The organism is Kribbella yunnanensis (assembly GCF_039529655.1).
In the GTDB taxonomy this organism is placed as follows: Bacteria; Actinomycetota; Actinomycetes; order Propionibacteriales; family Kribbellaceae; genus Kribbella; species Kribbella yunnanensis.
Genome location: NZ_BAAANF010000023.1, coordinates 66,675 through 82,359, shown reverse-complemented (window position 1 = coordinate 82,359; position 15,685 = coordinate 66,675). Strand labels below are relative to the sequence as shown.

The following is a 15,685-nucleotide window of genomic DNA, read 5'->3' as shown; positions in this document are numbered from 1 at the left end:
CCGCTACATCACGCCCAGCCGGGCCAGTGGCTCGACGAGCTCGCGTTCTTCGTAGGACAGGTGCGACAGCAGCGTGTCGTCCAGTAGGTCGACCGCTGCGCGCAGTCCGTCGATGTTGCCGGATCCGCCGACCAGTGCGACCAGCGCCTTGTCCACGCCCTCTAGTACGTCGTGGATGACCAGGTGCTCCTCCTGCAACCGGTCCACGACCGGGACCAGCGCCGGGTCGGCCCGGCGTAGCTGCGGGAACAGCGACGCGTCCTCGATCGAGTGATGTGTAGTGACGAGCCGGCAGTACGACTCGCAGTACGTGCCGAGTGTCCAGTTGTTCTGCCGCATGGCCATCGTGTTGATGGCTGAGCGTGCCTGACCGATGCCGATCGAACCAGCCGCCACCTGCTCGACCAGATCGTGAATCTGCTCAAGCTCTGCGCGCAGATGATCGTGCACGTCGATCAGGTGCTGCCCCGACGACAGCTGGTACGGCGTGTACGCGCGCTCTGGATCAAGCGCCGGCCCCGTGGGTCGCTCCGACTCGTCGAGCACCTGTACGGCGCTTCGTCGTACGGTTGGCGGTGGAGTCGGTACGACGGCGAACCCGGACGACTGCGGAACCACCTCCGCTGGAATCGCCGCCCCGGCCCGTGCAGCCTCCACAGCCTCTCGCACACCCGTCGCCACCTCAGCGAAGCGGCGGATGTCGGTCGGGTCGTCAGAAGCCAGGATGTAGGTGCTCATCCCCTCGCCCAGGGTCAACTCGGTGAGCTGCTCGATCCACAACTCCTCCGGACCCTCCAGGAACCCGCCGCCGCCCGAGAACCGCCCCGACACGTTGTACAGCCGCCGTACCGATGCTGGATCACGTCCCGCGTCGACAGCCGCCTCGTCGATCAGCTTGTTCATCGCAGCGAGCTGGTCAGGACCGGCGTACCCACTGCCGGGCAGCCAGCCGTCAGCAAGTCGACCGGTGAGGGCCAGCATGCGCGGCTTGTAAGCACCCAGCCAGATCTGTACGTCGTGCGCCGGCTGCGGGCCGCGTTTGGCGCCGGAGACGGTGTAGTGCTTGCCGGGAAGCCTGATGCCGCCACCAGTCGGCGTCCAGACCTCCCGAATGATCGCAATGGCCTCTTCGAGCGCACTGATGCTCTGACCGGTCGTGAGGTGCGGTCCGGCGTTGGCCGCAACCGCCTCTAAGAATCCACCCGCCCCGAGACCCAGCTCGACACGTCCGCCAGTGATCTGATCGAGAGTGGCCACGCTGCGCGCCAGCACGACCGGATGCCGCAGGGGCAGGTTGGCGACGTTCGTAGCGACTTTGACGCGCTGGGTCTGCGCTGCGACGACAGACAGCAGCGTCCAGGCGTCCATCAGGCGTGGCTGGTACGGGTGGTCCTGGAAGGTCACCAGGTCCAGCCCGACCTGCTCGGTCAGTTGTGCCAGCGCGATCACGCGCGCCGGATCGTCGATCGCCGGGGTCAGGAAGGTCCCGAAGACCAGCTCGTGGCCGTAGTCCATGGCTCAAAAGTACTCAGGACAGCGAATAATCTCAACTACAGAACATCCTGGAGCAGATCGAACGCTTGGCGCGGGGTCAGCAGACCGCCCTGCGCGTAAGCCGACTCGTAGGCATCGGGGCCGAGCTCGCCACGAACGGCCTCGACCGCGCGGGCCAGATCGTCCACCTCGGTCGCAGCACTCAGATGCTGTTCGCGGGCTCGGGTGGCGGCGGCGGAGCCGAGGAGCTGGGCCGCGAGGCTCTTGTCCGGCAAGCAGGCGGCAATGCCCTCCAGGGCCCAGCAGAGGCTGCGGACGGCGTCGTACCCGGCCGCGACCTCAAAGGCCTCGGCGTGGAGCTTCAGCGCCGCAGCCAGGTCACCCTTGAGCTCGAGCACGAAGCCCAGCTCGTCGAGCACCATGGACAGGTAGAGCACTGCCTCGCTCTGCGACCGCGCAGCGGCCAGCAGCAACCGCAGTCGACGCTCAGCGTCGTCCAGATTGCCAGTACGCCGGGCAGCGAAGGCCAGCACGATTTCCGCGAGCGCTTGCAGCGACCGCTGTCCCTGCTCAGCCGCCAGTCGGAGCGCACGCTCACCATGTGCTCGTGCGGCCGAGTACTCGCCCTGTCTGACCGCAGTCCAGCCCAGCATCCCCAGTGCGCCGGCCACCTCGGGCCAGAGCTCCAGCTCCTCGGCAATCTGCGCGCACTCACCATGCAGCCGTGCAGCCTCGTCGAAATCGCCAGCGAGCTCAGCGGCCGCACCAAGCCAACTCGTCGTCTGCAGCATGCCCCAGCGATCACCCAGCGACTGGAACAGCCGGAGTCCCTCCCCTGCGTCCGCTCGCAACGCAGCGACGTCGGAGCGGACGTGTGCATGCTTCGAGCGCTCCACCAACACCGCAGCAACGCCCCACGTGTCTCCGTCAGCCTCGAAGGTCTTCAGGGACCGCTCCAAGAGCACCTGGCCGGTCTGGAGCTCGCCCACGTCACTACTCGTGAATGCGATCCACCACTGCCCGCGGGCGTCTGCCGTCGGCAGCCATCGCTCTCGCTCAGCAGCGGCTCCGCTGTCCGCCTGCAGGTACAGGAAGCCCGTGCGCCAAGCACCTGCGCGCTCCGAATCAGGCAGGGCGTTCAAGGACCGTGCTGCCTCTGCCAACCGCCCGCGCAGGAACCAGTACCACGCCATTGCGTCAACGAGCCGCTCAGCCAGGCCGGACTGCCCGGTCGCAATCGCCCGATCGAACGCCGTCCGCAGATTGGCCGCGTCTTCATCCAGAACACGCAGCCAGCGGGCTTGGCCGTCGCCGAACAGCTGCGCCGACTCTGCGAGCCGCACGTAGTACTCCAGGTGCCGCTGCCGCACAGACTCCAACTCGTCGGCCGCAACCAGCTTGTCCGTGCAGTACGCCGCCACCGACTCCAGCAACCGGTACCGCGGTCCGTCCACCCCGTGCACCGGGACAACCAGCGACCTGTCGACAAGTCGAACCAGCACCTCGAGCACGTCATCGTCACAGACGGCTGACGCGGCCTCCGCCGTACAGCCATCCGCATGTACGGCGAGCCGTCGCAGCACGACCTGCTCGTCGGGGCTGAGCAGCTCCCAGCTCCAGTCGATCATTGCGAGCAGAGTCTGCTGCCGTGGCGCAGCACCACGATGCCCAGTCGCCAGCAGGCGGAAGCGGTCATCCAGGCGAGCAACCAGCCCACGAACACCCAGCGCACGCACTCGGGTCGCAGCGAGTTCCAGCGCGAATGGGATGCCGTCCAGTCGCCGGCACAGCACTGCGACGTCCGCAGCGTTGTCAGCGGTCAGTGCGAAGTCACGAGCCGCAGCAGAAGCACGAGCCACGAACAGCTGTACGGCGCTGCAGTCCGCCACTGCACCTGGATCCGACGCCGCGGCGGGCACGTCTAGTGGCGGTACCGCCCACACCACCTCACCTGCCAGATTGAGTGGCTCCCGGCTCGTGGCCAGCACTCTGAGCCCCGGTGCGGCCGCCAGCAGGTCGTCAGCCAGGTCAGCGACCTCAGCAATCACCTGCTCGCAGTTGTCGAGCACCAGGAGCCGTGAGCCTAGAACTGCGGCCAGGCGCTCGACGGTGGCTGCAGTCGAGCCCGCGCTGTCCCTCAGGTCCAGAGCGGCGTGCAGTGCGTCGGTCAGCGAGTCCCGCACCGAGATCGCGTCAGGGGTCACTGCGGCCAACTCGACGAGCACAACGCCGTCCGCGAACCGATCAGCCACTGAGGCAGCAGTCGCCAACGCCAGCCGGGTCTTCCCGACCCCACCCGGTCCAGTCAGCGTAACGAGCCGAGACGTGCTCAGACTGCTGCTGATCTCCTCCAGCGCGTCGGAGCGGCCGATCAGCTCAGATAACTGGGCCGGCAGATTGCTGCGAGCTTGTGGCAGCGCCTGGGCCAGAATCGACTGCTGCAGCGCCACCAGCGGCGGACTCGGGTCCAGACCGAGCTCATCAAGCAGAAGCTGCCGCAACTCCTCGAAACTGTCTAAGGCCTCGCTCTGCCGACCAGCGCGGTACAGAGCACGCATGTGCGCCGCCCTAAGTCCCTCACGCAGCGGATGCTCGGCAACGAGCGCTGTCAGCTCACTGACCGGCACATCCGCGCGCTCGAGCACAGCGAGCCGCTGCTCGGTCAGCCGAGCCACTGCGGTCTCGACGAATGCCTCATCCGCAAAGTCCGCGTACGCCGGTCCGCGCCACAGGGCGAGCGCCTCGCTCAGCGCCCCGGCCTCAACCCGGTCCGCAAACGCCAGTGCGTCGTACGACGACTTGTCGACCGCAATGGAGTAGCCGGCCGGCCCCGACTGGACCAGTGCGCGACTACCGGGCTCGGCGTCCTCGAAGGCCCGGCGGAGCTGCGAGACCTTGGCGGACAGAGTGCCGGCGGGGTTGCCGGGTAGCTGTGAGTTCCACAGGTCATCGATCAGGCGGTCCGCGGGGACCGGGCGGCCCTCATGCGCCAGCAGGTCAGCCAGGAGCGCACGCACCTTGAGGCCTTGGACGACCACGGGCTCCCCCGCGTCAGTCCAGGCCGTCACCGGTCCCAGCACCCCGAAACGCATGGCCGCACCCTATCTTTCCGGTGGTCACCGCTCTGACCGGAAAGAAACCGTAAACGCCTTCCGGCAGAGTTTGGGTCAACAGGAAGGAGGCAGGAAATGCGACTGGCAGTCATCATCGGCAGCACTCGCCACGGGCGCTTCGGACCGACCGTCGCGCACTGGCTGGCAGAGCAGGCGGCAAAGCAGTTCACGGTCGATCTCATCGACCTCGCAGTCGCCGACCTGCCGACGACACTGCTGGATACCGACGACCCGACGCCCGCGGAGGTCGCCGTACTGGCTCCGAGGCTCGCAGCGGCAGAAGCGTTCGCAGTGGTCACTCCAGAGCTCAACAGCGGCTATCCGGCTCCTCTGAAGACCGCACTGGACTGGTACTACGAGGAGTGGCACGCCAAGCCGGTTGCGATCGTCAGCTACGGCCGGGAGAGCGGGGGCCTGCTGGCCACCGCCCAGCTGCGGCAGGTGTTCACCGAACTGCAGGCCGTCACCATCCGCAACACGGTCACGCTGCCCTGCTACTGGGAGCAGTTCACCGCCGACGGGGACTGGCCACGTCCGTCCGCGGGCTACGAAGCCCAGGCCAAGCTCATGCTCGACCAGCTCGTCTGGTGGGCCCAAGCACTCCGGGACGCCCGCACCAAGCGTCCCTACCAACCCTGAGAAAGAGGAAGCATCATGCGAAAGCTCATCGAGTCCACCTTCGTCACTCTGAACGGCGTCATCAGCGACCCGCAGGACTACTCCGGCCCCTACTGGGACGAGGAACACTTCGGCTACTCCGGCGCTCTGATGGCCGAGACCGAGGCCCTGCTGCTCGGCCGGCGCACCTACGAGGGATTCGCCGAGGCCTGGTCATCGCGCAGCGGCGAGATGGCGGACACCTTCAACAGCATGCCGAAGTACGTCGCCAGCCGCACGCTCACCGAAACGAGCTGGAACGCCACCCTGCTGCAGGGCGACACCGTCGAGGCGATCCGCGAGCTCAAGCAGCAGGACGGCGGGAACCTGCTCAAGTTCGGCACCGGAACGCTCTCCAAGACGCTGCTGGACAACAAGCTGGTCGACGAGTACCACTTCTGGGTCTTCCCGGTGCTGGCCGACGGCGAAACCATGTTCAGCGGGCAGGGTCTGGACATCCACCACCTGGAGCTGCTGGGCACGACGACCTTCAAGTCCGGCATCGTCGTCCACAAGCTCGCACCGAAGTCCTGACAACACCTGCGCGGCCCGGTACGACGTACCGGGCCGCAGTGCTGTGTGTAGCTGTGCCTAGGGAACGATGTTCTGGTTGAGGTGGAAGAGGTTGCCCGGGTCGTACTTGCGCTTCACCTCGACCAGGCGGTCGTAATTCCCCTTGTAGTTGTCGCGGATCCGCCCCTGGTCGTCGTCGGCCATGAAGTTGACGTAGCCGCCGGCCTCGGAGTGCTGTGCGATGTCGTCGTAGTAGGACCGCACCCACTCGGTACCGGACGCGTTCTGCGCCGGGTCCGGCCACATCCCCGCGATGACCGTGGCGAACTTCGCGTCACGGTAGGCGAACGCCGTGGCGTCCGGTGTGACCCGATGACACGCGCCGTTGATCGGATAGATGTGCACGGTCGAGTTGACGGCAGGCAGACCCGTCGCGTGCCGCAGGTGGGCCTGGATCGCTTCGTCGGTGAGCTCGGTGACGAAGTTCGCCTTCCAGTAGTGCTGCAGCCCGGCCGGGACCAGCCCGTCGAACGCACTGTTGAGCGCCGGGTACGGCATCGGGCCGACGTGCTCGGCAACTACCGGCGCGAAGTCCCGGAACGCCGAGATAGCGCTCTCTCCCGCGTCCGGATCGCCAGCCCAGCAGGCCACGATCAGCGTGAACGGATCACCATGCCGGTCCTCGGGGATGAACGGCAGCGGCGGCGCGAGCTGGAACGCCGGGAACCCGCCGAGTTCCTCCGGCGCGTCCTCGATCAGATCCCGGAACCCGGCGAGTACGGCGGCCGCGTCCGACATCTCGAACAGCATCGGACCGCCGTACACGGTGGAGACCGGAGCCAGCCGGAACTCGAGTGCGGTGACCACACCGAAGTTGCCGCCACCTCCGCGCAGGGCCCAGAAGAGATCGTCGTTCTCCTTCTCGCTCGCGATCAGGAACTGCCCGTCCGCAGTCACCACATCGGCGGAGATCAGGTTGTCGCAGGACAGACCCAGGCCGCGGGCCAGGTATCCGATGCCGCCGCCGAGGGTGAGGCCGCCGACACCCGTGGTCGAGATGATGCCGCCTGTCGTCGCCAGCCCGAACGCATGGGTGGCCGCGTTGAAATCACCCCAGGTCGCTCCGCCGCCGGCTCGTGCGGTTCGGCTGATGGGATTCACCCGGACATTCCGCATCTCGTTGAGATCGATCACCACACCGCCGTCGACGGTGCCGAAACCCGGCACGCTGTGCGACCCACCACGTACCGCCAGCTCCAATTCGTTCGTCCGGGCGTAGTCGACCGCGGCCATCACATCGCCGGCGTTCTCGCAGCGCACGACGACCTCCGGCCGCTTGTCGTGCATCGCGTTGTAGACGCGGCGTGCGTCGTCGTACCCGTCGTCGCCGGCAGTGAAGATCTGCCCGCGAACGCGCTCTCTCATGTTCTCGATGGTGCTCATACCTGCTCCCCGACCGTCGCTGCTGATGCCACGACGCGGCCCGCGCCCGACAGGCGCAACACCGCCAGATCGGTCGTCGCCGGGTGCAGCGCGAACCCCTGGGCATCCCCCGGCAGGCGGCCGGTCTTCCCCCAGACCCGCCCACTTCCCCCGACCCTCCTCCCGCACACCCGGTTCGTCAATGCCACGGGCCGTGCTGCCACGGCGTCAGGCGAGGAACCGCTCGCGCGTTGTGCCCAGCACTTTCGACCGGTTTTCGATGCTGAGCGGCAGACTGGAACGCATGGAGCGGCGGACGGCATTGACGACACTCGGTGCGCTCGTGGTGGCAGCCGCTGTCGGATGCAGCAGCAAAGACGCGGCAACCCCTCCGACCATCCCGGGTACGACCGGGACCACGCCGTCCGCCGGGCCATCGACCCCGCCTGCCAGTACTACGCCGACTCCCGCACCGACGCAGAGTCCGGCACCGCCGCCGGGAACGCCGGAGAGCGCTCACCCGGTATCTCTCCCGGCGCTGATGGCGAAGAAGTACGACGGCCGCGACCTCCGCCTCGGCCGGGTCCTGGCCAGAAATCCGGCCTACACCCGGTACCACGTGACGTATGCCAGCGGCTCACTCACGATCTCGGGGATCCTCAACCTGCCGAGTACGCCGGGTCCGCATCCCGCGCTCGTCCTGAACCACGGCTTCATCGACCCGGCCGTCTACACCAACGGCCGCGGCCTCGCCCGTGAGCAGGACTACCTCGCCCGCCGCGGATACGTCGTACTGCACACCGACTACCGCAATCACGCGCAGTCGTCCGACGATCCGCGCGCCGAACTCAACCTGCGACTCGGCTACACCGAAGACGTGATCAACGCGGTTCTCGCGTTGCGGACCTCGGAGTACGTCGACCCCGACCGGATCGGAATGCTCGGCCGATCGATGGGTGGCGGGATCACGTACAACACGCTCGTCACCCAGCCCGGTCTGGTGAAGGCTGCGGTCGTGTTCGCGTCGGTGAGCGCCGACACCGTCGACAACTTCAACCGCTGGACGCGCCCGAACCGTGCTGTCGCGACCGCGATCCTGCGCGCGTACGGCGAACCTGCGCAGAACCCAGCGTTCTGGCGAAACGTGTCTCCCGTGACGTTCTTCGACCGGATCACCGAACCGGTGCTGATCCAGCACGGCGAATCGGATTCGACCTGCCCGATCGCATGGTCGCGGAGAGCGCTCTCTGCGCTCACCGCTGCCGGGAAGAAGGCGACGCTGTACACGTATCCCGGCGAGGAGCACGCGTTCGGCCCGGCCTGGCCGACCTCGATGAGCCGAACCGTTGCCTTCCTCAAGCAACAGGGGCTTTGACCGCACTCACGGCGTACATCGTCAATGACAGATGGAACGCACCGCGATCGGCAGCCTCGACAATGCCCTGCGCGAAGGCCTCAGCCTCCGCCGCCGTGATCGCGCCGCTCTGCTGAGCGCGGACGTGCATCATCGACACGAATCCCTGGTGCGCGCCCGACTGCGGCTCGAGCCAGGTGGAAGCGCTCTCTCCGATGATCTCGAGACCGGCGTCGGCGAGTTGCCCGCGGAGCAGACGGCCTGAGTACGGATTCGCCGCCTCAGCGAGGAAGCTGGCGACCATTCTCTGGAGAACCTCGGGATCAGCCGGGTGCACGATCGCTGTCTGCCAGTCGGTGTCGATGAGCACGATCCGGCCACCGGGACGCAGAATCCGCGCCATCTCCCGCACCGAGCCCGCCGGATCGTCAACGTGCTGGAGAACGCGTTCACAGCGCACGACGTCGACCGACTCGTCATCGAACGGCAGCTTGTCCGACAGCCCGTCCACGAACTCCGCCTTGCTGTCCGGCCAACGCCGTACCGCTTCCGCCCGCAGCCCCGCACTCGGCTCGACGCCAATCGCACGCAACCCCAGCTCGGCGAACGCGGCCACGTCCTCACCGGTCCCCGATCCAACGTCGACCGCGGTCTCCCCGGCGACCGGCGCGAGCTGTTCCAACGCCCACGCCTTCAACGTCTGTACGGCGGGCCGCAGCGCCATCTGATCGAGCACGAACGCCATACCGGCGGTGTCGCTCTGCGCTGCGTCGGCAATCTTGAAACTGCCGATCTGAATCTCCGCTCCAGGCTCGCCCGGCGCTGTCATCTCAGTCATCTGTCTGCTATCCCCCTTCAGCAGCTCGAGACTAGCGCCGGACGAGCCGGCTTGTGGGTACGTCGGCCCTTTAGGGCAACGGTTCCCAGTCCTCGTCACGCAGTCGCAGGATCGCCCACCCCACCGCGGCGAACCCGACTGCTTGCAGCCCCCAACCGACCAGATCCAGCGTGTGACTGACGACGACAACTGCCGCGATGAGGTGGATCGGCTGCGAGATCGCGACCGCGATCGCCGCCCAGCGCGGGACCATCCGAGAACGCCAGAGAGCGATTCCCAGCAACACCGTTCCGAGCAGATGACCGACAACGAAGATCGTGGCAGCCGCACTGACCGACCCGTGCGCCACCTCGGCAGCCTTCGCGATCGAGCCACCATCCAGACCCGCCTGCCCGGCCGACCAAGTGAACGCGTCGCCCGACGCCATCCACGGCAGCGCCAGATACCCCGGTACGACGAGGATCAGGGAGAGCGCTGTCAGCCAAGGCACCCGGGTGCGGATCAGCCGGCCGACGAAGTACGCCCCCGGGACCAGCGTGAGCAGCGCGATGAATCCCAACCACAGGATCAGCGACGTACGTCCGGGATCGGCCAGCAGCTTGCTCGTGATCGTCGCCGGATCATCAACCGTGTCGTACGGCAGGAAGTACCGCAGCAACGCGACCGCCGCCGGGCCGATCGGCAGGATGAGCGCTGCGATCCACCGGGACGCCGTACGGAGGTCCGCCCGCGGCGCGGTTGTGATCGTCTGGCTCATGACACACGGACCGGGGTGCGTGCGGGCATCAGTACCGCGACGACTCCGAAGATCGTCGCGGCGACTCCGACGCCGGCAGCTGCCACTGCGCCGGCCGGTACGTCGGCCACGAAGAACGCGGGTACCGCGAGCAGAGCCGACGCCAGTCGCAAGGTGATCAGCGGCGCGAGCACCCAGCCCTTTCCTCGCCAGCCCAACACGATCAGCACGAGGCTGATCAGGCCGACCACGGCGGTACCGATCGCGACCGCCATCGGCGGATGCTCTCCGTCGCTCAGCAGCGGTGTGAGCAGGTCCGCTACCGACACCAGGCCGAGGACCACGAGACCGGCCTTGTTGATTCCAGACATTTCAGTACTCCTTCCAGTTCGTCTGGAACCACCGTCGCGACTTTCGCCGGAGAGCACCTGAGAGCGCTGTCCCGCGTTCTCGGGCGGTTCCCCGGCCGATCCGGGATCGTGATCCCGAGACGCCGGGACACTCTCAGGAGCACACTGCCGGTATGACAGATGGCACGATCCCGGAGAGAGCGCGTTCTCGGCGCGTTCTGGCCGGCGGCCTGGGCGCGCTGGTGACCGTGGAGGTCGTGCTCGGGCTGGTGTTTTCAGCGGTGGCCGGATGGGGCTGGCAGGAGATGCTGGACGGGTTCGTGCTGACGAACGGCCTGATGGGAGTCACGTTCGGTCTGTGCGGCGCGGTGATCGCTTGGCACCGCCCGAGCAACCCGATCGGCTGGCTGTTCATTGCCGACGGCATCGGCCACGCGACGACCGCCTTCTGCGGCCCACTGGCTCCGGTGCTGGCCGACGCCGGTGCCTCGCTCTCCGCGCAGCGCCTGGTCGTAACCGTCGCCCTCTGGGCCTGGCCGTGGTCTATCGGTCTGTTCCTGCCGCTCGCGCTGCTGCTGTTCCCGACCGGAAGAGCGCTCTCTCCGCGCTGGCGGTGGGTCTCGCTCGGCGTCATCGTCACCGCTCCGCTGTTCGTGATCGAGATGGGTGCAAGCGGCGAATCGATCTCCAACGGTCTCCCGAGCGGGTACTTGGCGATCCCCTCGTACGCCGGCCTGCAGCCGCTGTGGACCGCCACGGAGATCCGCAATCTGCTCGCACTCCTGCTGGCGATCAGTTGCCTGGTGATTCGCTTCCGCCGCGCCGATGAAACCGGCCGCCGTCAGCTCCTTTGGTTGCTCTTGGCATCGGTCATCGCGCTGCTCTTCGTCACACCCTGGGGCCTGATCGCTGGTACGCCGATCTTCGTGCTGCTGGCGATCCCGTTGATCCCGATCGCCGTTGCGGTCGCGATCGTGCGGCACCAACTGCTCGACATCCGGCTGGTCGTCTCCCGCGCGCTGACCTGGGGTCTGCTGACGCTTGTGGCGATCGGTTCCTACGCGGGGCTCGCGGCAATCCTCGGTTCGCTGATCCCGTCGCGGGTCGGGCGGTCGGCGGCGGTCACCGTTCTCGTGGCGCTGATCATCGCCCCGATCCTGCCGCGTCTCCAGCAACTCGTAGATCGCGCTCTCTACGGTGATCGCCGCGATCCCGCCCGAATCGCGTCCCGGGTCGGCGAACAGCTGTCCGCCGGACTCCCCGGCGTCGTCGCCGCGATCCGTTCCGGCCTCCGGTTCCCGTACACCGCGCTCGCGGTCGACGGCACAGCCATCGCCGCCGACGGCACCCCGCCACAGATCGTCGTACCGCTGGATCTCGAGTACGCCGGTACGTCGGTCGCCCAACTGCTGATCGGAGTTCGCTCCGGCGAGAAAGCGCTCTCGGCCGCGGATCGTGACGTGCTCGCACTGGTCGCCGTACCGCTGGCTGTCGCGGTTCATGCGACCCGGTTGTCGAGCGAACTGCAGTCGTCCCGCGAGAAGCTGGTCGCGGCACGCGAAGAGGAACGACGCCGGATCCGGCGCGATCTGCACGACGGGCTCGGCCCGACGCTGACCGGAGTTGCGTTCACCGCCGACGCTGCCGCGAACCTCATCGACACCGATACCGGCAAGGCTCGCGAGCTGCTCACGACGTTGCGGACCGATACCCGCACGGCGATCGCCGACGTCCGGCGCCTTGTCGACGACCTCCGCCCGCCTGCCTTGGACGAACTCGGGCTCGTGGGCGCCTTGCAGCAGCGAGCGGATCAGCTCGCATTCCGCGCCGACGGTGCGTCGATCCAGGTCGAGGTCGCAGCGGATGGGTTGCCGACATTGCCCGCGGCATTGGAGGTAGCGGCGTACCGGATCGCCACGGAAGCGCTCACCAACGTGGTCCGGCACTCCCGTGCGACCTCCGCGGTACTAGCGTTGCGCTGTGGCAACGACCTGGAGGTCGAAGTGACCGACGACGGCCCACCCAACGGCGCCTGGCGCCCCGGCGTCGGCCTCCACGCCATGCGCGAACGAGCCGCCGAACTAGGCGGCGCCTTCGAAGCCGGCCCAACCCCCACCGGCGGCCGAGTAAGCGCCCGCTTCCCCCTGGAAACCCCATGACCTGCACCGCAACCCCAGAGAGCGCTCCCCCGCGATCCGGATCCGCGATCTCGACCGCGCCCGCAGCGAGCGCTTTCTTGGGGTCGGCATGGTGATCCGGGTGGTGTTGGCTGATGACCATCCAGTGGTTCGGGCTGGGTTGGCGGCGTTGCTGACGTCGTTGCCTGGGATCGACGTGGTCGGCGTCGCGGCGACCGGGCGGGAAGCGGTTCGCGAGGTGATCACCAACCGGCCGGATGTCGCCGTGCTGGATCTGCAGATGCCTGATCTGGACGGGTTCGCGGCCACGCGTGAATTGGCACGGTCTGCACCCGAGGTCGCCGTACTGGTGTTGACGATGTTCGAAGACGACGATTCCGTGTTCGCAGCAATGCGCGCCGGGGCCCGCGGTTACCTGGTGAAGGGCGCAGAACAGGACGAGATCGCCCGGGCGATCCGCGCGGTCGCCGCCGGAGAGGCGATCTTCGGACCCGGCGTCGCCCGCCGCGTACTCGGGTTCTTCGCCGCACCCGCTCCTGCGGCCGATCCATTCCCGGAGCTCACCAGCCGAGAGCGCGAGATCCTCGATCTCCTCGCCGCCGGCCTGTCGAACCCAGCGATCGCCGACCGCCTGCACCTCGCCTCGAAGACCGTGGCCAACAACGTCTCCGCGATCTTCACCAAACTCGGCATCGCCGACCGCGCCACCGCGATCATCCAGGCCCGCAACGCCGGCCTGGGTACCGACCCCAGCTAGGAGATCGCCCGGAGATAGCGCTCTCCGAGGATCTTCAGGTGCTCGACCAATCCGGCAGGCCCATCGACGCGGAAGTCGAGTCCGAGCATCCCGACGTAGATCGCGATCATCTCCAGCGAATCCGAGCCGGTAACGAGCACACAGGTCTCTTCGTCGACCGACTCGACGACTCCGACGGCTGCGTGGATCCGGCTCAGCACCTGCTCGGCGGGCGCGAACACGGTGATCCGCGCGTGCACGTTCCACCCGGTCGACGCGACATCGCGCAGTACGAAGTCGGTGTAGTCGTCGCCCGGCATCGGCCGCGGGACGTATCGCATACCTGTTGCCATCCGCAACGACATCCAGTCGGCGCGGTACGTCCGCCACTCGTCGTGCTCGTCGCGGGCGACGACGTACCAGAAGCGGTTCCAGCTCACCATGCGGTACGGCTGCACGAGCACCGGAAGATCCGACGTACGGGCAGATCCAGCGTCGCGAGAGAGCGCTCCCTGGGGGATCTCGTAATCAAACCGCAGGTAGTGCTCGTCGCGGATGCAGGCCGCGATCGTGCTCAGCAGCGTCGGCTCGATCTGCGGTGCCTCGACGTTCGTCCCGGTGTCGTCGGGTCCCTTCGTCGTCGCGTGATGAACCGCGTTCACCTGACGCCGGAGCCGATGCGGCAGAACCTGCTCAAGCTTCGTGAGAGCGCGCACGCTGCTCTCCTCCATCCCGGCGAGCCCGGCGCCGGTCCGCAGCCCGACCGCGACCGCAACCGCTTCCTCGTCGTCCAGCAGCAGCGGCGGTAGCTTCGCACCCACTCCGAGCTTGTAATGACCGGCCGGCCCGCGCGCCGCGTCGACCGGGTACCCGAGCTCGCGCAGCCGGTCGACGTCGTTCCGGATCGTCCGCGTCGTCACCTCCAGCCGATCGGCCAGCTCAGCCCCCGTCCAGGCGGGCCGGGTCTGCAGCAGCGCCAGCAACGAGAGCAACCGCGACGACGTCTCGAGCACCTCAAGCTCCTTGGGTAATTAGGAACCCAATGTTCCTATAAGGATCATACGGTGAAGCCATGACAACGAACGAGAACATCCGGACCTTCACCGTCGACATCGCCCAGAGCGACCTGGACGATCTGCACGCCCGCCTCGAGCGGACGCGGCTGCCCGAGCCGGCCCCCGGCGACAACTGGGACTACGGCACCCCGAACCACTACCTGCGCGAATCCGTCGACCACTGGCGCAACGGTTTCGACTGGCGCGCCCAGGAAGCGCGGATGAACGAGTTCCCGCACTACCTGACCGAGATCGACGACCAGACCGTGCACTTCATCCACGTCCCGTCGAAGGTCGAGGGCGCGACACCCCTGCTGCTGGTGCACACCTACCCGGGCTCGTTCGTCGACTTCCTCGACATGATCGGTCCGCTCACCGACCCAGCGGCGTACGGCGGATCTGACGAGGACGCGTTCTCTGTCGTCGTACCGTCGATTCCCGGCTTCGGCTTCAGCACCCCGCTGGTCGACCGCGGCTGGACGATGGCCCGGGTCGCGAAGACGTTCGACACCTTGATGCGGCGGCTCGGGTACGACTCGTACGGCTCGCACGGATCCGATGGTGGCGCGATGGTCTCGCGGGAGCTCGGCGTACTGAATCCTGAAGGCTTCCTCGGTCTGCACGTCCTCCAGCTGTTCTCGTTCCCGTCGGGTGACCCGGCCGAGTTCGAGAAGTTCACGCCGGAGGACTACGCGGCCCTCGAGCACCTGAAGTGGTTCCAGTCGGTCGGCGGCTACAACGCGATCAACTCCACCCGTCCGCAGACCGTTGCCGTCGGCATCTCCGACTCCCCCGTCGGCCAGCTGGCCTGGAGCGAGCTCTTCAACAGCTTCGGCAACGGCACCAGTCTGGTCTCCCGCGACCAGATCCTGACCCAGGTCTCCCTCTACTGGTTCACCAACACCTCGGCCGCCGCCGGCCGCTACCACTACGAAGAGGCCAACTCCGGCGCCGAACCCCAGCCCAACCTCGCCCCCACCGGCGTCGCCGTCTTCGCCGACGACTTCAAGACCATCCGTCCCCTCGCCGACCGCGACAACCCCAACATCGTCCACTGGTCCAACTTCTCCGAAGGCGGCCACTTCGCCTCCCTCGAGCGGCCCGCCGACGTGACCGACGATCTGCGCAAGTTCTTCCGCAGCCTGTAGAGACACCAGAAGGGGCCGGTCCGCAACGGACCGGCCCTTCTCAATGCCCGATCTCCTTCGGTCCGGCCCTGTCGAGCACGACGATCCCGGCCGGAAGAAGCCTCGGTTGGAGGGAGCCCGGGGTGCCGGGC

Annotated in this window: 14 protein-coding genes; 6 read left to right on the top strand and 8 right to left on the bottom strand. The window is 67.4% G+C overall.

The features are described from left to right. Nucleotides 1-3: 3 nt before the first annotated feature. Together ABD231_RS34760 and ABD231_RS34755 are read right to left on the bottom strand one after the other, a co-directional pair. On the bottom strand, nt 4-1,515 hold the full coding sequence (locus tag ABD231_RS34760; protein WP_344161942.1) for an LLM class flavin-dependent oxidoreductase: 1,512 nt from the start codon (nt 1,513-1,515) through the stop codon (nt 4-6). Nucleotides 1,516-1,550: 35 nt separating this feature from the next. After that, nucleotides 1,551-4,586 carry an ATP-binding protein gene (locus tag ABD231_RS34755; RefSeq protein ID WP_344161939.1) on the bottom strand — a complete coding sequence of 1,012 codons (3,036 nt, stop codon included), beginning with the start codon at nt 4,584-4,586 and terminating at the stop codon, nt 1,551-1,553. Nucleotides 4,587-4,682: 96 nt separating this feature from the next. On the opposite strand from ABD231_RS34755, the gene ABD231_RS34750 reads away from it, so the two are divergent. Beyond that, entirely contained in the window at nt 4,683-5,246 is a 564-nt protein-coding gene (locus ABD231_RS34750) for an NADPH-dependent FMN reductase (protein ID WP_344161936.1), read from the top strand. 15 nt (nt 5,247-5,261) lie between these two features. Next, nucleotides 5,262-5,798: a dihydrofolate reductase family protein gene (locus ABD231_RS34745; RefSeq protein WP_344161933.1), complete on the top strand. Its 537-nt coding sequence runs from the start codon at nt 5,262-5,264 to the stop codon at nt 5,796-5,798. Between the two features lie 57 nt (nt 5,799-5,855). Here ABD231_RS34745 and ABD231_RS34740 read toward each other — a convergent pair whose 3' ends face one another. Both ABD231_RS34740 and ABD231_RS34735 read right to left on the bottom strand, forming a co-directional pair. Next, on the bottom strand, nt 5,856-7,220 hold the full coding sequence (locus tag ABD231_RS34740) for an FAD-binding oxidoreductase (protein ID WP_344161930.1): 1,365 nt from the start codon (nt 7,218-7,220) through the stop codon (nt 5,856-5,858). After that, entirely contained in the window at nt 7,217-7,423 is a 207-nt protein-coding gene (locus ABD231_RS34735) for a hypothetical protein (RefSeq protein ID WP_344161927.1), read from the bottom strand. Before ABD231_RS34735 ends, ABD231_RS34740 begins: the two co-directional genes overlap by 4 nt. A gap of 80 nt (nt 7,424-7,503) precedes the next feature. Here ABD231_RS34735 and ABD231_RS34730 point away from each other — a divergent pair, with 80 nt between their 5' ends. Then, on the top strand, nt 7,504-8,574 hold the full coding sequence (locus ABD231_RS34730; RefSeq protein ID WP_344161924.1) for an alpha/beta hydrolase family protein: 1,071 nt from the start codon (nt 7,504-7,506) through the stop codon (nt 8,572-8,574). Here the strand turns inward: ABD231_RS34730 and ABD231_RS34725 are convergent. The 3 genes from ABD231_RS34725 to ABD231_RS34715 form a co-directional block, all read right to left on the bottom strand. After that, nucleotides 8,555-9,391 carry a methyltransferase domain-containing protein gene (locus ABD231_RS34725; RefSeq protein ID WP_344161921.1) on the bottom strand — a complete coding sequence of 279 codons (837 nt, stop codon included), beginning with the start codon at nt 9,389-9,391 and terminating at the stop codon, nt 8,555-8,557. The two genes, ABD231_RS34730 and ABD231_RS34725, sit on opposite strands and share 20 nt — an antisense overlap. A 70-nt stretch (nt 9,392-9,461) precedes the next feature. After that, nucleotides 9,462-10,148, bottom strand: a complete 687-nt coding sequence (locus ABD231_RS34720) for a hypothetical protein (RefSeq protein ID WP_344161918.1) — start codon at nt 10,146-10,148, stop codon at nt 9,462-9,464. After that, a complete protein-coding gene (locus ABD231_RS34715; RefSeq protein WP_344161915.1) occupies nt 10,145-10,498 on the bottom strand; it encodes a hypothetical protein in 354 nt (117 codons plus the stop codon). Before ABD231_RS34715 ends, ABD231_RS34720 begins: the two co-directional genes overlap by 4 nt. 152 nt (nt 10,499-10,650) lie before the next feature. Here ABD231_RS34715 and ABD231_RS34710 point away from each other — a divergent pair, with 152 nt between their 5' ends. Continuing rightward, entirely contained in the window at nt 10,651-12,636 is a 1,986-nt protein-coding gene (locus ABD231_RS34710) for a sensor histidine kinase (protein WP_344161912.1), read from the top strand. 88 nt (nt 12,637-12,724) lie between these two features. Next, nucleotides 12,725-13,372: a response regulator gene (locus ABD231_RS34705; protein WP_344161909.1), complete on the top strand. Its 648-nt coding sequence runs from the start codon at nt 12,725-12,727 to the stop codon at nt 13,370-13,372. On the opposite strand, the gene ABD231_RS34700 is transcribed toward ABD231_RS34705, so the two are convergent. Beyond that, complete coding sequence (locus tag ABD231_RS34700) at nt 13,369-14,364, bottom strand: helix-turn-helix transcriptional regulator (protein WP_344161906.1); 996 nt, start codon at nt 14,362-14,364, stop codon at nt 13,369-13,371. The genes ABD231_RS34705 and ABD231_RS34700 overlap by 4 nt on opposite strands. 59 nt (nt 14,365-14,423) lie before the next feature. On the opposite strand from ABD231_RS34700, the gene ABD231_RS34695 reads away from it, so the two are divergent. Beyond that, nucleotides 14,424-15,554 carry an epoxide hydrolase family protein gene (locus ABD231_RS34695; RefSeq protein WP_344161903.1) on the top strand — a complete coding sequence of 377 codons (1,131 nt, stop codon included), beginning with the start codon at nt 14,424-14,426 and terminating at the stop codon, nt 15,552-15,554. The last annotated feature ends 131 nt before the right edge of the window (nt 15,555-15,685 follow it).

Bases quoted from the DNA above. Each gene is read 5' to 3' on its own strand.
- ABD231_RS34760 (WP_344161942.1), bottom strand. From the start codon at position 1,515: ATGGACTACGGCCACGAGCTGGTCTTCGGGACCTTCCTGACCCCGGCG.
- ABD231_RS34755 (WP_344161939.1), bottom strand. From the start codon at position 4,586: ATGCGTTTCGGGGTGCTGGGACCGGTGACGGCCTGGACTGACGCGGGG.
- ABD231_RS34750 (WP_344161936.1), top strand. From the start codon at position 4,683: ATGCGACTGGCAGTCATCATCGGCAGCACTCGCCACGGGCGCTTCGGA.
- ABD231_RS34745 (WP_344161933.1), top strand. From the start codon at position 5,262: ATGCGAAAGCTCATCGAGTCCACCTTCGTCACTCTGAACGGCGTCATC.
- ABD231_RS34740 (WP_344161930.1), bottom strand. From the start codon at position 7,220: ATGAGCACCATCGAGAACATGAGAGAGCGCGTTCGCGGGCAGATCTTC.
- ABD231_RS34730 (WP_344161924.1), top strand. From the start codon at position 7,504: ATGGAGCGGCGGACGGCATTGACGACACTCGGTGCGCTCGTGGTGGCA.
- ABD231_RS34725 (WP_344161921.1), bottom strand. From the start codon at position 9,391: ATGACTGAGATGACAGCGCCGGGCGAGCCTGGAGCGGAGATTCAGATC.
- ABD231_RS34720 (WP_344161918.1), bottom strand. From the start codon at position 10,148: ATGAGCCAGACGATCACAACCGCGCCGCGGGCGGACCTCCGTACGGCG.
- ABD231_RS34715 (WP_344161915.1), bottom strand. From the start codon at position 10,498: ATGTCTGGAATCAACAAGGCCGGTCTCGTGGTCCTCGGCCTGGTGTCG.
- ABD231_RS34710 (WP_344161912.1), top strand. From the start codon at position 10,651: ATGACAGATGGCACGATCCCGGAGAGAGCGCGTTCTCGGCGCGTTCTG.
- ABD231_RS34705 (WP_344161909.1), top strand. From the start codon at position 12,725: ATGGTGATCCGGGTGGTGTTGGCTGATGACCATCCAGTGGTTCGGGCT.
- ABD231_RS34695 (WP_344161903.1), top strand. From the start codon at position 14,424: ATGACAACGAACGAGAACATCCGGACCTTCACCGTCGACATCGCCCAG.